Raw genomic sequence first — 19897 nt, 5'->3', positions numbered from 1 at the left:
TTTAATTCCTCTCAGCCAGCGAATCAGTTTCGCCTTCTTCCAGGCCCTCTTCAGGCGCAGACAGCGGACGCGACGGCGTGCGTTTCTGGCCTGGGCCGCCTTCGGCGGTTTCCTTGCCTTCGTCGGTGATCGGGCCCTTGCGCACCAGGCGCATCATGTAGCCAATGCCGGCGCCAAACAGGGCGAAATACACCACCACAAACAGGATCAGGGTCAGGCTCATCTGCGCAAAACTGTGTCCGGACGAGGCATCGGCGGTGCGCATCAGACCCTGGATGATCCAGGGCTGACGGCCGATCTCAGTGGTGTACCAGCCGGCGAGAATCGCGATGATCCCCGACGGCCCCATCCACACCGCCAGATGCAGGAACGGCCGGCTTTGAAACAGTTTGCCGCGGCTGCGTAACCACAGGCCCCAGAGACCGGTGAGGATCATCAGCATGCCGATGCCGACCATGACCCGGAAGGTCCAGAACACGATGGTCGAGTTAGGCCGATCTTCCTTGGCGAACTCTTTGAGCGCCGGCACCTGCTTGTCCAGGCTGTGGGTCAGGATCAGGCTGCCGAGGGCCGGAATCTCGATTTTGAAGCGGGTTTCTTCACGCTGCATATCCGGCCAACCGAACAGAATCAGCGGGGTCGGCTCGTCGCCGTGGTTTTCCCAGTGGCCTTCGATGGCAGCGATCTTCGCCGGCTGATACTTGAGGGTATTCAGACCGTGGAAGTCGCCAATCACTGCCTGGATCGGGGCGACAATCAACGCCATCCACATGGCCATCGACAGCATCTTGCGGATCGCCGGATTGTCGCGGCCGCGCAGCAGGTGCCAGGCCGCCGACGCACCGACAAAGAACGCGGTAGCCAGGAACGCTGCCGTCGCCATGTGCAGCAAGCGATACGGGAATGAGGGGTTGAACACCACGGCAAACCAGTCCACCGGAATCACCCGACCGTCGATGATTTCGAAGCCCTGCGGGGTGTGCATCCAGCTGTTGGAGGCGAGAATCCAGAAGGTCGAGATCAGCGTACCGACCGCCACCATCACCGTGGAGAAGAAGTGCAGGCCCGGGCCGACGCGGTTCCAGCCGAACAGCATGACGCCGAGAAAACCCGCTTCGAGGAAGAACGCGGTAAGCACTTCATAGGTCAGCAGCGGGCCGGTGACCGCTCCGGCAAAGTCGGAAAACGCGCTCCAGTTGGTGCCGAACTGATAGGCCATGACCAGGCCGGAAACCACGCCCATGCCGAAGTTGACCGCAAAAATCTTCGACCAGAAGTGATACAGGTCGCGGTACACCTCCTCACCCGTCTTCAGCCACAAGCCTTCAAGCACCGCCAGGTAACTGGCCAGACCAATGGTGATGGCCGGAAAGATGATGTGAAAGGAGATGGTAAAGGCGAACTGGATTCGGGCGAGGTCGAGAGCCTCCAATCCAAACATGGCGTTTCCTCAGTCAGGTGATACGGGGCACGGCCACGGGCGCACATGCCAGTCACAAGCAATCAGTCGGGGGATTATTGTTCTGGGTTGGCTAGCCATCGCACAGGGTCAAGCGCCCTGCATAACCACGCACACTCAGTGTTGATGCGGGTCAAGAGATATACAGAGAGTAGCGCTTGGCGCACCAAGTTCAGCTGTGGTCGATTGTCACGCGACGGGCTGCCACACTGCCAAGGATGGCCGCCTAGACAGCAGATAGCGCCTGCGGCCGATCAACATCGAGGAGCACACCCGGATCGGCCAGCGCAACGCCCTGGCACGCAGCGGCCTGCGCCTGCAGCAACACGCGCGCACCTTCATCACCGCGTAAGGCTTGCAGTTGCGGCCAGAAGACACGACCAAACAACACCGGATGTCCGCGTTGACCGTCATATAGCGGATAAACGATGCGCTCGGCTGCGGCCTGCTGGCACAGTTGCCACAGGCTGTCGGCGGCCACCCAGGGCATGTCGCCGAGCAGCACGGCGATGGCATCGGCATCCTGCACGGCCAGGGCGCGTATGCCAGCCGCCAGGCTGTGGCCCATGCCCTGATCGGCGTCACGGCAACGGATAACCCGGCACGCCGCCGGCAGCCCCAACGCCTGCGCATCGTCTTCGTCGCGCAGCAGCACATGCACCTCAGCGAACACCTGCAACGCCCGTTCGGCACTGGCCGCCAGCAGGCCGCGTCCGTCCGGCAAACGGGCCAGGCGCTTGTCGCTGCCGAAGCGCCGACCGCGACCGGCCGCCAATAACAGGGCCACGACGCGCGGCATGCTAGAGCGCATCCCGCGCCAGGCCGTTGCGCACCCGCAGGATATCGGCCAACACCGCCAGGGCGATTTCTGCTGGGGTCTTGCTGCCCAGGTTGAGGCCAATCGGCGCGATGATCCGCGCAAGCGCAGCATCATCCAGGCCACCCACCCGGCGCAGGCGTTCGAAGCGTTTGGCGCTGGTCAGTCGCGAGCCCATCACGCCGATATAAAAAGCCTCGGTGCGCACCGCTTCGATCATCGCCAGATCATCGATACGCGGATCATGGGTCAGCGCCACTACGGCCGTATCGGCATGGCAGCCGCCACGGCGGATCACCTCCGATGGCAGCTCGCGACGGATCTCCACCCCCGGCAACTCGACACCTTGCAGCACCTCCTCGCGCGGGTCGCAGAGCACCACCTCGAAGCCCAAACCTTGAGCAAACTGCGCGCAGACCTGCGCCACCGAGGAGTAACCGGCCAGCAGCAAGCGCTGGGCCGCGCCAACGCGCACACGCAGCCGATTCGACTGACGCTCAACTCTTGGCCCCTGCGTGTTGTCAGCCAGCAAACGGCGCTCACCGCTGGGCAGCGCCACGTCACGGATCAGCCGGCGCTGGCCCGCCAAGGCGCTTTCCAGCTCACGCAGATGAGCCTGTACCGCGCAGTCGGCCGGCAGGTTTTCCACCAGCACGTCCAGCACACCGCCGCAGGGCAGGCTGATCTGCGAGCGCGGGTCGCTGCCATCGCCGTAGCGCACCAGGTGCACAGGTTCAGGAAAGGCACCTGCGGCCAGGCGCTCGAGAAAATCATCCTCGACGCAACCACCGGACAACGAGCCGATCCATTCGCCCTGCGCCGTGGCAGCCAGCAGCGAACCCGGCGCGCGCGGTGCCGAGCCATAAGTGCTCAGCACCGTACACAGCCACACGCGCTGCCCTGCGGCGGACCACTGCAGCGCCTGGCGCACCACCAGCAGGTCAAGGTGTTGCATCAGAGTTCACCCGTCCTCAATGGCCTTTCTCGCTGCGCAACTGGCTGACCTGCTGCGGGCTCAGCTCGGCCGCCTGGCCGCCCCAGGTCTGGCGCAGGTAATGCAGCAGATCGCGCAGCTGCCCGTCGTCCAGCTTGTCGCTGAAGCCCGGCATCGGCTGCATGCGCTCGAAACCGGTGAACTGCTGCTCCTTGATGCCGTCATCGATCACCCGCAACAGGTTGCGCGCATCGTTCAGACGCAGGGTGGTGTTGCCGTCCATCGCCACAGCCACATGCGGCACGCCCTCGCCCACCACGCCATGGCACCCGGCGCAGAGGTTGAGGTAATGCTGGCGGCCCTGCTGGGCGCTGTCATCGAGTTGTTCGAAGGCCACCGCGCTGACCTTGCGCGGCGCAGGCGGCTGATCGCCGAGCAGGTAGGTGGCCATGGCCTTGTGGTCGTCCAGCGGCAGGTACTGGGTGCTGTGGTGCAGCACCGGGTACATCTCGTTGAACATCGAGCCCTGGGCGCTGATGCCGTGTTTGAGGAAGGTCGCCAGGTCGTCGGTGCTCCAGCCGCGCTCGGCCAGGTCCTCGGCGAGCAGGCTGGGGGCCTCGTAACCGAGCAGCACACCGCCCTGCAGCCGTTGATCCTGTTGCAACGCGCCGAGAGCATTGCGCGGCGTGTGGCATTCGCCGCAGTGGCCCAGGGCCTCGACCAGGTACTGACCGCGCTGCCAGGTCTCGCTTTTGCCTTCAGCCGGCAGCAGTTGCACGCGATTCTTGTAGAGCATGTTCCAGAAGCCCAGGCCGAAGCGCACATTGAACGGGAAGCTCAGGCTGGTTTGCGGGCTGGGTTTGGCGATCGGCTCCAGACTCATCAGGTAGGCGTAGATGGCGTCGGAGTCTTCGCGCTTGAGCAGGTGATAGGAGGTGTACGGCATGGCCGGATAGAGCTTGCTGCCATCACGCCGTTCACCTTCGGCCACCGCGCGGTAGAAATCATCGGCGCTGTACTCACCGATGCCGTACTGCTTGTCCGGGGTGATATTGGTGCCGTAGATAGTGCCGAACGGCGATTCCAGCGGCAGGCCGCCGGCGTACTCGGCGCCGCCTTCGACGCTGTGGCAGGCCACACAGTCGGCGGCGCGCGCCAGGTACTTGCCGCGCTCGATCAGTTGCTTATCCGCCGCCTGGGCGGCCAACGGCAGCAACAGGGCGGCAGCAATCAGAATGTTCTTCATGCTTAACCTTCCTTGACCAGGCCGAGGGACTCAACCACATCGCGCGCGGCGCTGTAGTAGCGCACGTAGCCAGTGCAACGGCAGATGTGCTTGCCCAGGGCGTCTTCGATCTCGCCTTCCAGCTCGCTGCGCTTGACCGGCTGACGCTGGAGTTTTTCCACCAGCACGGTGGCGGCGTTGACATAGCCCGGGGTGCAGTAGCTGCACTGGAAGGCGAACGTGTCGACGAACTGCTGCTGAATCGGGTTGAGCTGGCTGACCTCACCCTGGGCGTCACGCTTGGCGTGGCCCTCGATGGTGCGGATGCGCTTGCCGTCGAAGAAATGTGCGCCGGTGATGCAGGTGCGGATTTCTTCGCTGGTGCCGTCGGGCTTGTCGAGGATCGCCACACAGGCGTGGCATACGCCCTGGCCGCAGCCCAGGCGTGAGCCGGTGAGGTTCAGGTATTCGTGAAGAAAGTCGATCATCATCAAGTCGTCGGCCACTTCCATCGGGCCGACCGCCTGGCTGTTGATAATCATGCTGAGCAGGCGCTTAGCCATGGAGGGCCTCCTTGATACGGGCCGGAGTCAGGGGAAGGTCGCGCAGGCGCTTGCCGGTGGCGTGGGCCACGGCGTTGACGATGGCGCCGACCACCGGAATCATCACCACTTCGGCGATGCCCTTGGCCGGGTCACTGGGCGACAGCGGCGGCAGAATCTCCGCGCTTTGCGACCACACCGCGCAATCCTTGGCGCGCGGCAGTTGATAGCGGTTGAAGTTCCAGGTGCCGTCGCCGGGGCCGCCTTCATACAGCGGCATTTCCTCCAGCAGCGCATGGCCGATACCCATGGCGATGCCGCCTTCGAGCTGGCCGAGCACCAGTTCCTCGACAATCACCCGGCCGCATTCGAGCCAGGAGTGATGGTTGATCACCCGCGCCTCGCCGCTGCCCTTGTTGACCTTGACCTCGACCAGGGTGGCCACCGGGCTGTAGTAGGTGACCATCGCGTTGTTCAGCTGGGTGACCGGGTACTTGATGCTGACGCGATCGAGCAGGTGGAAGCCGTTGCGGTTCATCAGTGTTTTTTGCGCCGCAGCTGCGCCGTCGCCGTATTTCACCGCAATGGCATCCAGCGGCACACGCTCGCGCTGGCCGTTGATCTCGAACTCGCCCTCGGCCCAGCTCCAGCGGTTGAAACCATGCACGCTGATACCGGTGACCAATCCCAGCTCATGGGCCTTGTGCGCCAGCAGTTTGAACGGAATCGGCGGCATGCCATCGGCGGTCAGTTTTCCCTCGACCCAGTGCGCGTTCTCGCGGCGCACTACATAAGGGTTGGCCAACTCGCCGTGCTCACCGCGCCCCCAGATGGCCAGGGCTGCTGGCCACAGGCCGTGGATAAACAGCAGGCGCGCGGCTTCACGGGTGGCGTGTCCGGTGTAGTAGGAGGAGTTGGTCGCCGACGACGGCGAGGCCAGCTTGCCGACCCAGCGCGGGTTGCGCAGCGCGGCGTCCTGCTCGGCCTGGCTGATCATGTAGGGGTTGCCACTGGTGGTCAGCGCCAGCTCGCTCCACTCGGTTTCGCCGGTTTTGATTTCATCGGCGGGCTGACCGAGGTAGTCGGCGACCAACAGAGCCTGCGAGGTGGCCATGCCGGTGCCCATGTCGATGGCGATCTGGCGCAGGCTGACGCGCCCGTCCACACTGAACTCCAGGCTGGCCATCGGCGCTTCGGAGCCGGTGCCGAAATCCTTCTGGCAGATGGCAAAGCCGACGCCGTAAAGGTTGTCCGGGTCTTCGGCATCGAAGCGCTGCTTGCGCGCCACGCGATCCTTCCAGATCTCGTGCTGCGCGGCCTTGTCGAGGATCTCGTCGAGACGCAGGGCACCGGCCGGGATCGCCCCCTGGGTGTTCTTCATGCCGGACTGGAACACGTTTTTCTTGCGCAGCTCGATGGCATCGAGGTTCAGTCGCTCGGCCACTTCGTCCACCATCATCTCGGTGGCGGCCATGGTCTGCAGGGTGCCGTAACCGCGCATCGAGCCGGCTTCCACACCACGCGAATAGTAGGCGGTGGCCGCCAGGTCGCTGCGCGGCAGGTAGTAGATCGACTGCGCCGCCGTGGCACCGACTGCCGCCACCGAGGCGCTGTAGTTGGCGCGACCGCCACCATCGACATCCATATGCGCACGGAAGATCTGGAAGCTGTGATCCTGCTTATTCACCGCCAACTGGTAATGCATGTCGAAGGGATGGCGCTTGATGCCGCTCTGGAACTGCTCGTAGCGGTCATTGGCCAGGCGCACGGGCACTCCGTCGCCGTACATGGCCGCGAGGGCGGCGTAGAACACGAAGATATTGTTGTCCTTGGAGCCGTAACCGACGGTGTAGCCAGGATGCATGCTGAGCTTTTTCACGCCGAACTTGGATGGCGCGAGCATATGCGCGCACTGCTCGGCCACTTCGAATGGGCACTGGGTGGCGACCACAAAATGCAGGGTGCCAGTGGCGGCGTCGTACCAGCCGTTGCCGTTGTCGGCTTCCAGCGCGGCCGGCTCGATGGACTGGGTCTTGAAGCGCTCGTCGAACACCAGCCAGTCGTCCGGTGGTGTCTCCAACTGCTTGAGCATCTGCTCGGCGTGATACAGGCCCTGCTGCGTCAGGTCGCCGCTGACCTTGCCTTCGCCCCAGGCCGGCTTGCGGTTGTGGATCAGCGGAAACAGCATGCTGTCCTTAAGGCTGGAAAAGGTGTCCGGCTCGAACGGTGTACTGCCGCCGACGCGCACAAAGCGGAAACTGCCGTAGGGGTCGCTCTGGAACGCCGGCGCGGCAGCGCCATAGCGGATCACCTTGTCGTTGAACTTGAGGATGTTCTTGGCCTGACGATAGCGCTCGAAGTCATGCCAGATCAGCAGCGCCACCGGGTGGCCGATAAACATCGGCACCTGGCCTTCGGGCAGCAGCGGATCAAGGTTGTGGCCATCGGGGAAGGCGATGCCGTCTTTAACCAGGTCACTGGCGGTCACTACACGTTGCGGCTGAAACTCGGCTGGCAGCACCGACAGGTCGAAGCCCTGGTACAGCTGCTCGGTACGCGTGGCCTTGAGCAACAGCGCATGGCCTTGATGCTGCGGCCAGCCGGGCATGTCCTTGGCACGGATATCGCGGGCAAACACCTTGCCACCGACCACCTTGGAGACCCCATCGATGCGCGCTACGGCCTTGCCACTGGCGTTGTACCAGGGCTGCGGCATGGCGGTTACACGCTCCTCGAACAAGGCGGCAAACGCCTTGCTGCCCAGCGGGGCGAAACTGATGCCGATACCGGCGATAACGCTGCCTTGCAGAAAGGCGCGGCGGGACAACTCAGGAGTGGACATGTCCGTTCCTCGGGGCCAGAGCAGCCTGGCCATTTGCGTGAACAAAAGAGAGACAGGCGCGCCGCTTACAAGCACGGAGCATAATCAGCGTAGACGACAGAATTATTGACCTGAAAGTCAGATTCTACCCAAGTCACTACCACAACAGAATAAAAACCTGCCTTCAAAGTCAGATAAATTTATCTCTACGCCTCTAACGCGGGCTTCACCGTGCCGCCCACGCGGGCGCATGCTAGGCTGCGCCTCCCGCTAGCCGTGCGAGTTGTTTCGGCCATGTCCCAGCTTTTACGTCACCAGCGCCCATTCCTGGCCTTCTGGTTCGCCCGGGTGTTCACCGCCAGTGGCTTCCAGATGATTACCGTGGCGATTGGCTGGCAGATGTATGCACTGACCGGTAACGTGCTCGACCTGGGCCTGGTCGGGCTGATCGAGTTCCTGCCAAAGATCCTGTTTATCCTGCTCACCGGGCATGTCGCCGACCGCTTCGACCGGCGCAAGGTGGCGGCACTCTGCCAGGGCGCGCAGGGGCTGATTGCCCTGGGCCTGCTGCTGGGCAGCAGCGCCGGCAGCATCAGCCGCGAAATGATCTTCCTGATCGCCTTCCTGCTCGGCACCGCCCGCGCGTTCGAGATGCCGACGACACAGGCCCTGCTGCCGAATATCGTGCCGCCCGGCCTGTTTCCTGCTGCCGTAGCCGCGTCAGCCTCGGCCATGCAGGCCGCCACCATTGTCGCGCCAGCGCTGGGCGGCCTGCTCTATGCGCTCGGCACGCACTGGGTCTATGGCCCGGCCCTGCTGCTGTATGGCGGTGCCTTGAGCCTGATGCTGAGCCTGCCGGCACGCCAGCTGCCGCTTAAACAGAAAGTCTCGCTGGAGTCCCTGCTGGCCGGGTTTCGCTTTATTCGCAGCCGACCTGCGGTGTTCGGTGCGGTGTCGATGGACATGCTGGCGGTGCTGCTCAGCGGCGCCACCGCGCTGCTGCCGGTGTTTGCCAAGGACATTCTGCTCACCGGGCCCTGGGGCCTCGGCCTGCTGCGCTCGGCGCCAGCGGTGGGTGCGCTGTTGATGTCACTGTGGCTGGCACGCTTCCCCATCGAGCGACGGGTCGGCCCGGTGATGTTCACTTCAGTGGCGATCTTCGGCGTGGCGACCATCGGCTTCGGCCTGTCCACCTCACTGTGGTTCAGCCTGGCAGCGCTGGTGGTGCTGGGCGCAGCGGACATGATCAGCATGGTGATCCGCGGCGCCTTCGTGCAGTTGCAAACCCCGGACGAAATGCGCGGCCGCGTCGGCGCGGTCAACGGCCTGTTTATCGGTGCATCCAATCAGCTGGGGGATTTCCGCGCCGGGGTTAGCGCTGCCTGGTTCGGCCCCGTACCGGCGGTGCTGATCGGCGGCGTCGGGGCGATTCTGGTCACCGGCCTGTGGGTCCGCCTGTTCCCCGAGCTGGCCAAGCGTGACCATCTGCACCCGCAAGGTGCCGAGCGGAGCAACGACTAGCTCACCAGCATGGCCTCGGCGACCTGCTTGCGCATGGTCTTGCCACACAACTGCTCGACCAGGGTCAGAGCGAACGCCAGGGCGGTACCGGGGCCCTGACTGGTGATGCAGTTGCCATCAACCACCACTGGCTGATCGACAAACACGCAGCCGCTGAGGCGATCACTGAAGGCCGGGTAGCAGGTCATGCGCCGCTGCCGGAGCACGCCGTACTGTTGCAGGGCGACGGCGGGCGCCGCGCAGATCGCCGCGAACAGCTTGCCGGCCTTGGCCTGCTCACGCACCCGCTCGGCCAACGGTTCGTGCTCGGCGAGGTGTTGTGCGCCCGGCATGCCGCCGGGCAGCACGATCAGATCGAAGGGCTGAGCCAACACGTCGACCAACATGGTGTCGGCCGTCAGGCGCGTGCCACGGGCGCAGGTAATCATCCGCCGGCTCTCGATGCTGGCCACTACCACTTCAACCTCGGCACGCCGCAGTACATCAATCAGGGTTACGCATTCGAGGTCTTCAACACCATCGGCAACGCTGATAAGGGCCCGTGCAGTCATCGTTTAGCTCCTTGCAAATCAGGTACATAAACTGTCCGAGCGGTCATAAATTCACCCCTTCCGGACGAGCTGATATGATGCGCGCCTTTTTCCAGATCGCCAGCAAAAACATGCACTCAGGTGTGAATGTGCTTTGCTTTCGGTTTGCATAAACGCGGCAAGAGCGCCGTCACGGGGAGTGCCACATGCTGGAAAGACTGTTCCAACTCAAAGCCCATAACACCACGGTGCGCACCGAGTGTCTGGCAGGGCTGACCACCTTCCTGACCATGGCCTACATTCTCTTCGTCAACCCGAGCATCCTCGGTGAAACCGGCATGGATAAAGGTGCGATCTTTGTCGCCACCTGCCTGGCCGCCGCCATCGGCTCGGCCATCATGGGTCTGATCGCCAACTACCCAATCGCCCTGGCACCAGGCATGGGCCTCAACGCCTTCTTTACCTACACCGTGGTGCTGGGCATGGGCCACACCTGGCAGGTGGCGCTGGGCGCAGTGTTCCTCTCGGCCTGCCTGTTCCTGCTGCTGTCGATCTTCAAGATCCGCGAATGGATCATCAACAGCATTCCCCTGGAGCTGCGCTCAGCGATTGCCGCCGGTATCGGCCTGTTCCTCGCCCTGATCGCCCTGCAAAGCGCTGGCATCGTGGTCGACCACCCGGCCACGCTGGTGGGCATGGGCGACCTCAGCAAGCCCCAGGCACTGCTGGCCATTCTCGGTTTCTTCGTGATCGTCGGTCTGGAGGCGCGCAAGGTCACCGGCGCGGTACTGATCGGCATTCTGCTGATTACCCTGATCAGCATGGCGCTGGGCATTTCGCAGTTTGGCGGCGTGGTCTCGATGCCGCCGTCGCTGGCCCCGACCTTCCTGCAACTGGACATCATGGGCGCGCTGGACATTGGTCTGATCAGCGTGATCTTCGCCTTCCTGTTCGTCGACCTGTTCGACAACTCCGGCACCCTGATCGCCGTCGCCAAGAAGGCCGGGCTGATGCGCAAGGACGGCCATATGCCGAAGATGGGCCGCGCGCTGATCGCCGACAGCACTGCTGCCATGGGCGGCTCGCTGCTGGGCACCTCGACCACCACCAGCTATATCGAATCGGCCGCTGGGGTCAGCTCCGGCGGACGTACCGGCCTGACGGCCTGCGTGGTCGCCGTGCTGTTTCTGTTGGCGCTGTTCTTTGCCCCGCTGGCGGGCAGCGTGCCGGCCTTCGCCACCGCGCCAGCGTTGCTGTTCGTCGCAGTACTGATGACCGCCGGGATGGCCGAAATCGACTGGGAAGACATCACCGTCGCCGCACCGGTGCTGATCACCGCCCTGGCCATGCCGCTGACCTTCTCCATCGCCTCCGGCATTGCCTTCGGCTTTATCGCCTGGGTCGCCGCCAAGACCCTGGCCGGCCGCTGGCGCGAGCTGAACCCGATGCTGGTGATTCTCGCGGTGTTTTGCGTGATCAAGCTCGGCCTGTTCTCTTAAGCCCGTTCACACCGCCCGCCAGCAGCTATGCAGGCGGGCGCCTCCAGCGCTGATTAGCGAGTAATCCATGAGCCGTTCCCAGTTCGATCCCGCCAACTACGCCGCCCAACTTGCGGAGAAGCAGCAGCGCCTGATCGAGCTGTTGGCCCCCTTCGATGCGCCCGCGCCCGAGGTATTCGAGTCGCCGCGCGGGCACTATCGCCTGCGTGCCGAATTCCGCCTGTGGCGCGAAGGCGAGGATCGCCACTATGCGATGTTCGAAGCCGGCGACAAGCACACACCAATCTTCTTCGAAGATTTCCCCATCGCCAGCGCGCAAATCAACGCCCTGATGCCACGCCTGAAGGCCGCCTGGCAGGCCAATAGCACCCTGAGCTTCAAGCTGTTTCAGGTCGAGTTCCTCACCACCCTGGCGGGTGATGCATTGATTACCCTGTGCTACCACCGCCCGCTGGACGCTGCCTGGCAGGCCGAGGCAGAGAAGCTCGCCGCCGAGCTGCAGGTCAGCATCATCGGCCGCTCCAAGGGCAAACGTATCGTTATCGGCAAGGATTATGTCGAGGAAAAACTGCAGGTCGCCGGGCGCACCTTCAGTTATCGCCAGCCGGAAGGCGCGTTTACCCAGCCCAACGGCGAAGTGAACCAGAAGATGCTCGGCTGGGCTTATGAGGTGCTGGGCGAACGCCAGGATGACTTGCTGGAGCTGTATTGCGGCAATGGCAACTTCACCCTGCCGCTGGCCACCCGCGTGCGCAAGGTGCTGGCCACCGAGATCAGCAAGTCATCGGTGAATGCCGCCCTGGCCAATCTGGCCGACAACGGCGTGGACAACATCAGCCTGGTGCGCCTGTCCGCCGAAGAGCTGACCGAAGCGCTGAACGAGGTGCGGCCGTTCCGCCGCCTGGTTGATATCGACCTGAAGAGTTACGACTTCGGCTGCGTATTCGTCGACCCGCCACGTGCCGGCATGGACCCGGACACCTGCGAGCTGACCCGCCGCTTCGAGCGCATCCTGTACATCTCCTGCAACCCGGAGACCCTGGCCGCCAACATCGCCCAGCTCAACGACACCCACAAGGTGACGCGCTGCGCGCTGTTCGACCAGTTCCCCTACACCCACCATATGGAGTCGGGTGTGCTGCTGGAGCGCCGTTAAGGCTAGAGACGTTGCAAGCCGCGCAGCGCCCAATAGCACAGCCCCGCTGACACCACTTCCAGCAGCAGCGCGTAGAGATTGAACGTCTGCTGCGCTCCGCCATCGAGCCACAACCCGCCAATGCGCGCCAAGGCCAAGGCGCTGTAGAGCAGCACCAGCAGGGTCAGCGCAGCGCGGGTCAGATCGAGGCGGCTTAGCGACAGGCCGATAAACGCTGCCAGACCCAGTTGCAAGCCACCATAGTAGGCCCGTATATCCGTGGCGGCGGCCGGTGACATCAGCAACATGCCGCTGAGGTTGGTCATTTCATGGGGCTGAACAAAGTAGGCCAACCCCAGGCCGGCCAGCGCCAGCAGTTGAATCAGCAGTACAACGCGCGCAAACAGCATGGACAGCATCCTTTTCTTGCAAAGCGAAAGCCCAGAAATCGAGCACGCAGCATAAGCCGCACCAGGCTGATTCGGAAATCGTCAGTGGTTGTCCGAGGTCGCCGGGCGCTATGCTCAGCCTTTACCTGCCAGGAGTCCCCCATGCGCCAGCTGTCTGTGCTTGCCGCGCTGCTGCTCAGCAACCTGAGTTTCGCCGCCGAACCTTTGACCATCGATGTACACCGCGATGCCAACTGCGGTTGCTGCAAGGCCTGGATCAGCCACTTGCAGGACAACGGTTTTACCGTCAACGATCACGTGGAAATCGATATGAGTGCGGTCAAACAGCGCCTCGGGGTTCCACCGCGCCTGGCGTCCTGCCATACCGGCGTGATCAACGGCCAGTTTGTTGAAGGTCATGTACCGGCCGCCGACATCCTCAAACTGCGTCAGCGACCTGACCTGATTGGTGCGGCAGTACCGGGCATGCCCGCCGGCTCGCCCGGTATGGAATACGGCAATGTGCGCGATGCCTATCAGGTCATTGGCCTGGACAAACAGGGTGCGGAACGGGTGATCAACCAGTATTCGGCCAACTGACCGCTGGGCTGGCCAGGCCTGCCTACAGCAGCAACACTCAGGATCGGCACACAGAGGACGGTAGCGATGCGCTGGAAACGCGGAAGACGCAGTGACAACGTGGTGGATGCACGCGGCAGCGGCGGCATGCGCATGGGCGGCGGCAAGGGCTTGACCCTCGGCGGCGTGGCCATCGTGGTGATCGTCGGCCTGCTCAGCGGCCAGGATCCGATGCAGATCCTCGGGCAACTGGCCGGCCAGGCCATGCAGGGTGGCTCGGTCAGCGCACCGCAACACTCAGCCCCGCCAGCCAATGACGAGCAATCGGAATTCGTCCGCGCCGTGCTGGGCGATACCGAGGACACCTGGCGCGACATTTTCCAGAGCGCCAACCGCCAGTACCGTGATCCCACCCTGGTGCTGTTTCGCGGCGGGGTGAACTCCGCCTGCGGCTTCGCCAACGCGGCGGTCGGCCCCTTCTACTGCCCCGGCGATCAGCGGGTCTATATCGACCTGGCGTTCTTCCGCGAGCTGGAACAGCGCTTTGGCGCCGCCGGCGACTTTGCCCAGGCTTACGTGATTGCCCATGAGGTCGGCCACCACGTGCAGACCCTGCTGGGCGTCTCGGCCAAGGTCAATGCCGCCCGCCAACGTGGCGAGCGGGTGGAAGGTGCCAACGGCCTGCTGGTGCGTCAGGAGCTGCAAGCCGACTGCCTGGCTGGCGTCTGGGCCTATCACGGACAGCGCCGGCACGACTGGCTGGAGCCAGGCGATATCGAGGAGGCGCTAAACGCTGCCAACGCCATTGGCGATGACCGCTTGCAGAAGCAGGCCCGCGGCCAGGTGGTACCGGATTCCTTCACCCATGGCACATCGGAGCAACGCGTACGCTGGTTCAAGAGCGGTTTCGCCGGGGGTGATATCAGCCGCTGCGACACCTTCAAGGCCGCACGGCTGTAGCTGCCCCCGAGGTGAAGGCCGCCTCGTAGGGTGCGCCGTGCGCACCAGCCATGGTTCGCCCGCATGGGGTGTTTCTGACAACACATGATTGAGACATCAGCATAAAAAATGCCGCTGGCCTGATTGGGTCAGCGGCATTTTTTATCAGCAACACGCTGTGCTTATTGTGCCCAGGGCGGCGGCGGTTCTTCGCCCTTGGGTTCGTCCTCGGCATTCAGCAGCGCCTGACGGCGTGCTTCGTCGGCCAGTGCGGCCTTGATCTCACGCATCACCGCGTCGATATCAGCCTCTTCTTCCGGATCATCGAACTCACCGGTCAGTGGGGTTTCCGGGGTCAGCTCACCGGCTTCATACAGCGCCCACATTTCCTTGGCGTACTTGGTGAACTTCAATTCCGGGGCAAACTGACCGAAGTATTCGGCCATGTTGCGCACATCGCGCTCCAGCATCTTGAACGCATGGTTGTTGCCGGCGGCGTCTACCGCCTGCGGTAGGTCGATAATCACCGGGCCACCCGGATCAAGCAGTACGTTGAATTCCGACAGGTCGCCATGCACCAGACCCGCGCAAAGCATCTTCACCACTTCACGAATCATAAAGGCGTGGAATTCGCGGGCGTCGTCCGGGTGCAGATCGACATCATTGAGGCGCGGAGCTGCATCGCCCTCGCCGTCATCGATCATCTCCATCAACAATACGCCTTCGAGGAAGTCATAAGGCTTGGGCACCCGCACACCAGCATTGGCCAGACGGAACAGCGCCGCCACTTCGGCGTTCTGCCAGGCCTCTTCCTGCTCCTTGCGCCCGTACTTGCTGCCCTTGGCCATGGCGCGGGCGTCACGGCTGTTACGCGTCTTGCGGCCCTCCTGATACTCGGCGGCCTGGCGAAAGCCACGTTTGTTGGCTTCCTTGTAGACCTTGGCACAACGCAGCTCATCACCACAGCGCACCACATAGACGGCGGCTTCCTTGCCACTCATCAGTGGCCGTACCACTTCATCGACCAGCCCGGCCTCAACCAGCGGCTCAATACGTTTTGGCGTCTTCATCAGCTTTAATCAGGGATCCTGTGTTGCCTAAATCGACTCTGCCGCCCGTTATACGGCAATCTGCGCCAAGCGCCCACCCTGGGGCGGGGCATCCGCGCGAAAGCTGCAATGCCGAGCCTCGATAGAAGCCGCACAGCCACGCAGAACGCTGCGCCTGTGGAAGGTGCGCATCGACAACGGCGATGAGCCGTATGTCGCCGCGCAGCCTGTCGCAGAGGGCAAAAACCGTTGCCCTGATGGCGCTCTGTTTAGCCAACTATTTGAAAGTCAGATATGGATTGGCAGTACGTCCGAGCACAGCTGACAATCGGCTTATGCTCAAGGAGATGCCCCATGCTCGACTCAGACCTTTGCTGGCAGGCCGTCTGCACACGCGATACCGCTCAGGATGGGCGCTTCGTCTTTGCCGTACGCAGCACCGGTGTCTATTGCCGGCCCAACTGCCCGGCGCGTCGGCCCAGGCGGGAAAACGTCAGTTTTTATATCGACGCTGACGCCGCAGCAGCGGCTGGCTTTCGCCCGTGCAAACGCTGCTCGCCACAGGGCCAGAGCCCGGCCGAACAGTTGGATGCGCTGGTGGTGGCCGCCTGTGAATCGCTCAGCAACAGTGAACAACCGCTGACCCTTGCCCAGCTGGCCGCGCGCATCGGCCTGTCCGCCTCGCATCTAACGCGCGCCTTCAAGGCCCGCACCGGGTTGACGCCGAAAGCCTGGACGGCGGCGCAACGGCGCGCGCGCCTGGAACAACAGCTGCCGACGGCAGACAGCGTGCTGGATGCCGCACTCAGCGCCGGCTACTCCGGCACCCGCGCGCTGTATCAGCAGCCAACGCCCCTCAGCCCGGCACAACGGCGCAAGCAGGCGGCGGGTGAGCAGCTGCGTTACAGCATCGCACCCTGCCCGCTCGGCCACTTGTTGTTAGCCAGCAGCGCCAAGGGCATCTGCGCGCTGCTGTTCGGCGACGCACCGGACGCACTGCGGGGCGAATTGCAGCAACGCTTTGCCGCCGCCGAGCTGCGTGTGGATGACACGGGTCTAGGTGAAGCCTTGCGTCAGGTGCTAACCCAGCTGCGCGAACCACAACGCGCCACCCAGCTGCCGCTGGATATTCGCGGCACGGCATTTCAGCAACAGGTATGGCGCGCCCTGCAACAGATTCCACTGGGGCAGACACGCAATTACGCCGAACTGGCCGCGCAACTGGGCAGCCATCCACGCGCCGTAGCCCGCGCCTGCGCCAGCAACCCGCTGGGCCTGTTGGTGCCCTGCCACCGGGTAATCGCCAGCAACGGCAGCCTCAGTGGTTATCGCTGGGGGCTGGCGCGCAAGGCGGCGCTGCTTGAGGGCGAAGCCGATAGCCAGGCGCAATAGCCGCGTCGATCTGAACGTTCGGTTGAATGCCAGGTTTGGGTGGGAGGGGCTTTAGCCGCGACGTGTAGCGCCACGAACATCTGTCGCGGCTAAAGCCCCTCCCACAGAGCGCGAAGTCATCAAATGACGCGCATAAAAAAAGAGCGGCTCCACCTCGGTGGGCCGCTCCAAATCACGGAGTTGCATACATCAGTAGCCGCACCGCGTGCGGATACCGCTGTTTGATTACTTTTCCAGGATTGCAGTCACACCCTGACCGCCAGCCGCACAAATCGAGATCAGCCCACGGCCTTCCTGCGCCACCGAAAGCAGCTTGGCCAGGTTGGCAACGATACGCCCACCGGTGGCGGCAAACGGGTGACCTGCAGCCAGCGAGCTGCCCTTGACGTTCATCTTGCTGCGGTCGATGGCCCCCAGCGGCGCGTCCAGGCCCAGGCGGGTCTTACAGTAGTCGGCGTCTTCCCAGGCCTTGAGGGTGCAGAGCACCTGGGCGGCGAAGGCTTCATGGATTTCGTAGTAGTCGAAGTCCTGCAGCGTCAGTTTGTTGCGCGCCAGCAGACGCGGCACCGCATAGACCGGAGCCATCAGCAGACCTTCCTTGCCCGCGCCGGCGAAATCCACCGCCGCCGCTTCACCGTCCTTCCAGTAGGCCAGGATCGGCAGACCACGGGCCTTGGCCCACTCTTCACTGGCCAGTAGCACCAGGGATGCGCCATCGGTCAGCGGCGTCGAGTTGGCGGCGGTCATGGTGCCGCGCGGGCTGCGCTCGAAGCAGGGCTTTAGGGTGGCGAGTTTTTCCAGGCTGATGTCAGCGCGCAGGTTCTGGTCGCGGGTCAGGCCACGGAACGGCGTCAGCAGGTCGTCATGCCAGCCTTCGGCGTAAGCGGCGGCGAGTTTCTGGTGGCTGGCCACGGCCAGCTGGTCCTGCTCGTCACGGGGGATAGCCCAGGTCTGCGCCATCAGCTCGCAGTGCTCCCCCATCGACAAGCCGGTGCGCGGCTCGCCGTTGCGCGGAATAGCCGGAGCCAGGTGGCGTGGACGAATCTGCAGCAGGCTCTTGATCTTCTCGCCGGTACTCTTGCCACGGTTGGCCTGCAGAAGAATCTTGCGCAGCCCTTCGTTGACTCCGATCGGCGCGTCCGAGGTGGTGTCGACGCCGCCGGCAATGCCGCACTCGATCTGCCCGAGGGCGATCTTGTTGGCCACCAGCAGCGCGGCTTCCAGGCCGGTGCCGCAGGCCTGTTGCAGGTCATAGGCCGGCGTTTCCGGGGCCAGACGCGAGCCCAGCACGCATTCACGGGTCAGGTTGAAGTCGCGCGAATGCTTGAGCACCGCGCCGGCCACCACCTCGCCGAGACGCTCGCCATGCAGGTTGAAGCGCTCGACCAGGCCATCCAGCGCGCTGGTCAGCATCTCCTGGTTGCTCGCGGTGGCATAGACGGTGTTGGAGCGGGCGAACGGAATACGGTTGCCACCAACAATGGCGACGCGGCGCGGCTGGGTCATGGATGACTCCTGATGAAGTGAATGGCGCACAGGCTAACCTGTCGCGGCAGTGTGGCATTGGCCGCCTTGCCAGTGCAGCAGGCGGCGCGGTCAATTGCGCATTTCTGCGGCCTGCGTAGAGTGGGCGCACTTTTGATCCATGCGCAGGAGTCGTTCCATGTCCGACCGTTATCTCGCCTTTGCCAACTCCACGTCCGGTCGCCGCCTGGTCAGCGCACTCGGCCTGCCCGCACCGCTGCTGCTGGAGCGCTGGATGGCCGGGCGCAGCCGGCCGGTGGACGGAGCCCTGCTGCTGGGCGGCGAAGGCAGCCTGGCCAGCGCCGTGCTGCCGTTCGCCCACAAACTGACCGACACCCTGTTTGCCGCCCGCGAAGGCCAGTTCGAGCTGCCACGCTGGACCGCCGAACACGGCCCCAAGCTCAAGGCGCTGGTATTTGATGCAAGCCACCTGACCCGTTTCGAGCAGCTGATCGAGCTGCGCGACTTCTTCCAGCCGACCTTCAAGGGCCTGGGCAAATGCCCGCGCGTGGTGATCCTCGGGCGCGCCCCGGAATCGCTGAAAGACCCGATTGCCGCCAGCGTGCAGCGCTCGCTGGAAGGCTTCAGCCGCTCCATGGGCAAGGAAATCCGCCGTGGCGGCAACGTGCAGCTGATCTACGTCGGCAAGGGCGGCGAGGCGCAGCTGGAAGGCGCGCTGCGTTTCTTCCTATCGCCGAAAAGCGCCTATGTATCGGGCCAGGTGCTGCGTCTGAACGCCTGCAGTGAGCAGGTCAAGGACTGGACCCACCCGCTGGCCGGCAAGAAGGCGCTGGTCACCGGGGCTTCGCGCGGCATCGGTGCGGCCATCGCCGAAACCCTGGCCCGCGACGGTGCCGAGGTGGTGCTGCTGGACGTGCCACCAGCCAAGGATGCCCTCGATGCCCTGGCCGCCCGCCTGGGTGGACGCGGCCTGGCCCTGGACATCTGTGCCGAGGACGCCGCCGCACAACTGGTCGAGGCGCTGCCGGACGGCATCGATATCGTCGTGCACAACGCCGGCATCACCCGCGACAAGACCTTGGCGAAGATGAGCGACGACTTCTGGAACTCGGTGATCAACGTCAACCTGAATGCCCCACAGGTGCTGACCCAAGCCCTGCTGGACGCCGGCAAGCTGCACGACAATGGCCGCGTGGTGCTAATCGCCTCGATCAGCGGTATCGCCGGCAATATGGGCCAGACCAATTACGCGGTGAGCAAGGCAGGGGTTATCGGCCTGGCCCAGGCCTGGGCACCGACACTGGCCAAGCGCGGCATCAGCATCAACGCGGTGGCACCCGGTTTTATCGAAACCCAGATGACCGCCGCGATCCCACTGACCATCCGCGAAGCCGGGCGGCGGATGAACTCCATGGGCCAGGGCGGCCTGCCGCAGGATGTCGCCGAAGCCGTGGCCTGGTTTGCCCAGCCGGGTTCCGGCGCGACCACCGCACAAGTGCTGCGTGTGTGCGGACAGAGCCTACTCGGTGCCTGAGGTACATGTTCGATCTGCTGCGCGTCGGCCCTGCTGCGTTAAAAACC

General features: G+C 63.9%; 17 protein-coding genes. 7 read left to right on the top strand and 10 right to left on the bottom strand.

The window, feature by feature from the left end; genetic code table 11:
* Window position 1 precedes the first annotated feature (1 nt).
* From ACSQ17_RS13905 to ACSQ17_RS13880, 6 genes are all read right to left on the bottom strand, one after another.
* The gene (locus tag ACSQ17_RS13905; protein ID WP_436069285.1) at window positions 2-1441 is read right to left on the bottom strand and encodes a cytochrome ubiquinol oxidase subunit I; all 1440 of its coding nucleotides are present in this window, start codon (window positions 1439-1441) and stop codon (window positions 2-4) included.
* Window positions 1442-1685: 244 nt separating this feature from the next.
* Window positions 1686-2258, bottom strand: coding sequence for a nucleotidyltransferase family protein (locus ACSQ17_RS13900; protein WP_436069284.1), 573 nt, complete (start codon window positions 2256-2258; stop codon window positions 1686-1688).
* Window position 2259: 1 nt separating this feature from the next.
* Window positions 2260-3231, bottom strand: a complete 972-nt coding sequence (locus ACSQ17_RS13895) for an XdhC family protein (RefSeq protein WP_436069283.1) — start codon at window positions 3229-3231, stop codon at window positions 2260-2262.
* A gap of 16 nt (window positions 3232-3247) precedes the next feature.
* Window positions 3248-4456, bottom strand: coding sequence for a cytochrome c (locus ACSQ17_RS13890; RefSeq protein WP_436069282.1), 1209 nt, complete (start codon window positions 4454-4456; stop codon window positions 3248-3250).
* A 2-nt stretch (window positions 4457-4458) separates the two neighbouring features.
* Complete coding sequence (locus ACSQ17_RS13885) at window positions 4459-4998, bottom strand: (2Fe-2S)-binding protein (RefSeq protein ID WP_436069281.1); 540 nt, start codon at window positions 4996-4998, stop codon at window positions 4459-4461.
* Window positions 4991-7819 carry a xanthine dehydrogenase family protein molybdopterin-binding subunit gene (locus ACSQ17_RS13880; protein ID WP_436069280.1) on the bottom strand — a complete coding sequence of 943 codons (2829 nt, stop codon included), beginning with the start codon at window positions 7817-7819 and terminating at the stop codon, window positions 4991-4993. The genes ACSQ17_RS13885 and ACSQ17_RS13880 overlap by 8 nt, the downstream gene beginning before the upstream one ends.
* 273 nt (window positions 7820-8092) lie before the next feature.
* Here ACSQ17_RS13880 and ACSQ17_RS13875 point away from each other — a divergent pair, with 273 nt between their 5' ends.
* Window positions 8093-9319 carry an MFS transporter gene (locus ACSQ17_RS13875; protein ID WP_436069279.1) on the top strand — a complete coding sequence of 409 codons (1227 nt, stop codon included), beginning with the start codon at window positions 8093-8095 and terminating at the stop codon, window positions 9317-9319.
* Here the strand turns inward: ACSQ17_RS13875 and ACSQ17_RS13870 are convergent.
* Window positions 9316-9870, bottom strand: coding sequence for a DJ-1 family glyoxalase III (locus ACSQ17_RS13870; protein WP_436069278.1), 555 nt, complete (start codon window positions 9868-9870; stop codon window positions 9316-9318). The genes ACSQ17_RS13875 and ACSQ17_RS13870 overlap by 4 nt on opposite strands.
* Before the next feature lie 185 nt (window positions 9871-10055).
* Here ACSQ17_RS13870 and ACSQ17_RS13865 point away from each other — a divergent pair, with 185 nt between their 5' ends.
* Window positions 10056-11348 carry an NCS2 family permease gene (locus ACSQ17_RS13865; RefSeq protein ID WP_436069277.1) on the top strand — a complete coding sequence of 431 codons (1293 nt, stop codon included), beginning with the start codon at window positions 10056-10058 and terminating at the stop codon, window positions 11346-11348.
* A 67-nt stretch (window positions 11349-11415) separates the two neighbouring features.
* Window positions 11416-12504: a tRNA (uridine(54)-C5)-methyltransferase TrmA gene (gene trmA, locus ACSQ17_RS13860; protein WP_436069276.1), complete on the top strand. Its 1089-nt coding sequence runs from the start codon at window positions 11416-11418 to the stop codon at window positions 12502-12504.
* Window positions 12505-12506: 2 nt separating this feature from the next.
* On the opposite strand, the gene ACSQ17_RS13855 is transcribed toward trmA, so the two are convergent.
* Window positions 12507-12893, bottom strand: coding sequence for a DUF4345 domain-containing protein (locus ACSQ17_RS13855; RefSeq protein ID WP_436069275.1), 387 nt, complete (start codon window positions 12891-12893; stop codon window positions 12507-12509).
* 141 nt (window positions 12894-13034) lie between these two features.
* Between ACSQ17_RS13855 and ACSQ17_RS13850 the strand changes: the two genes are divergently transcribed.
* Complete coding sequence (locus ACSQ17_RS13850) at window positions 13035-13472, top strand: DUF411 domain-containing protein (protein ID WP_436069274.1); 438 nt, start codon at window positions 13035-13037, stop codon at window positions 13470-13472.
* 66 nt (window positions 13473-13538) lie between these two features.
* Window positions 13539-14411, top strand: a complete 873-nt coding sequence (ypfJ, locus tag ACSQ17_RS13845; RefSeq protein WP_436069273.1) for a KPN_02809 family neutral zinc metallopeptidase — start codon at window positions 13539-13541, stop codon at window positions 14409-14411.
* Window positions 14412-14572: 161 nt separating this feature from the next.
* Here ypfJ and ACSQ17_RS13840 read toward each other — a convergent pair whose 3' ends face one another.
* A complete protein-coding gene (locus tag ACSQ17_RS13840) occupies window positions 14573-15460 on the bottom strand; it encodes a PA4780 family RIO1-like protein kinase (protein WP_436069272.1) in 888 nt (295 codons plus the stop codon).
* A gap of 333 nt (window positions 15461-15793) precedes the next feature.
* On the opposite strand from ACSQ17_RS13840, the gene ada reads away from it, so the two are divergent.
* Window positions 15794-16831, top strand: a complete 1038-nt coding sequence (gene ada, locus ACSQ17_RS13835) for a bifunctional DNA-binding transcriptional regulator/O6-methylguanine-DNA methyltransferase Ada (RefSeq protein ID WP_436069271.1) — start codon at window positions 15794-15796, stop codon at window positions 16829-16831.
* A 225-nt stretch (window positions 16832-17056) separates the two neighbouring features.
* Here the strand turns inward: ada and ACSQ17_RS13830 are convergent, their stop codons facing one another.
* Window positions 17057-18337, bottom strand: a complete 1281-nt coding sequence (locus ACSQ17_RS13830) for an acetyl-CoA C-acetyltransferase (protein ID WP_436069270.1) — start codon at window positions 18335-18337, stop codon at window positions 17057-17059.
* A gap of 157 nt (window positions 18338-18494) precedes the next feature.
* Here ACSQ17_RS13830 and ACSQ17_RS13825 point away from each other — a divergent pair, with 157 nt between their 5' ends.
* Entirely contained in the window at window positions 18495-19850 is a 1356-nt protein-coding gene (locus ACSQ17_RS13825; protein WP_436069269.1) for a 3-oxoacyl-ACP reductase, read from the top strand.
* Window positions 19851-19897 lie beyond the last annotated feature (47 nt).

Source organism: Pseudomonas sp. LjRoot71 (assembly GCF_964253255.1).
GTDB lineage: Bacteria > Pseudomonadota > Gammaproteobacteria > Pseudomonadales > Pseudomonadaceae > Aquipseudomonas.
Note: the sequence above shows the minus strand (reverse complement) of the source record. Positions and strands in the feature narration are given on the sequence as shown.